This window comes from Photorhabdus cinerea, from assembly GCF_011189575.1.
Taxonomy (GTDB): Bacteria; Pseudomonadota; Gammaproteobacteria; order Enterobacterales; family Enterobacteriaceae; genus Photorhabdus; species Photorhabdus cinerea.
The window spans coordinates 1-544 of sequence record NZ_PUJW01000142.1 but is presented as its reverse complement, the minus strand read 5'-3'; the positions used below and the strand labels follow the sequence as shown (position 1 = coordinate 544).

General features: G+C 48.5%; 1 protein-coding gene. It reads left to right on the top strand.

Annotation, left to right across the window (positions count from 1 at the left end; all coding sequences use genetic code 11):
* Positions 1-117: 117 nt before the first annotated feature.
* The gene (locus C5469_RS23060) at positions 118-486 is read left to right on the top strand and encodes a phage tail tube protein (RefSeq protein WP_036841051.1); all 369 of its coding nucleotides are present in this window, start codon (positions 118-120) and stop codon (positions 484-486) included.
* The last annotated feature ends 58 nt before the right edge of the window (positions 487-544 follow it).

The following is a 544-nucleotide window of genomic DNA, read 5'->3' as shown; positions in this document are numbered from 1 at the left end:
AATCCGCAAAATCCGAACAGAATCGATGTTCTGTGGACCGGCACACTCATCAATCAGTTGCGTGTTTTCGCGCTACTTAATCAGTTCCGCTTACAACCGGCAGCTTAAGAGGTAAACATGGGTAATACATCAAACAGGCTGGCGGGTACCGCTTATGTCACCGTCGATGGCATCCGAATAATGGTCGCGGGGGATTTCACCTGGAGCCCTTCAACGGTCACCCGCGAAACCCTCACGGGTATGGACTACGTACACGGCTATAAAGAGAAGCCGCAAGCGGGCTTCATCTCATGCAAAGTGCGTGACAGTGGCGGGACAACCGTTGCTGATTTCAATGACCAGACGAATGTCACTATCGTTGCTGAACTGGCAAACGGTAAGACGATCATTGGTGAAGGCATGTGGACGGTTAACACGCAGGAAGTAGCAAGCGAAGATGCGACTTTTGAAGTACGCTGGGAAGGCACTTCGGTTACTGAAAATTAATTTGGAGAATCAACATGTTAGAAAAAACTAAAACTATCGTATTAAGCACGCCGATTGA

Excerpts from the sequence above, each read along its gene's own strand:
- C5469_RS23060 (WP_036841051.1), top strand. The coding sequence starts at position 118 with ATGGGTAATACATCAAACAGGCTGGCGGGTACCGCTTATGTCACCGTC.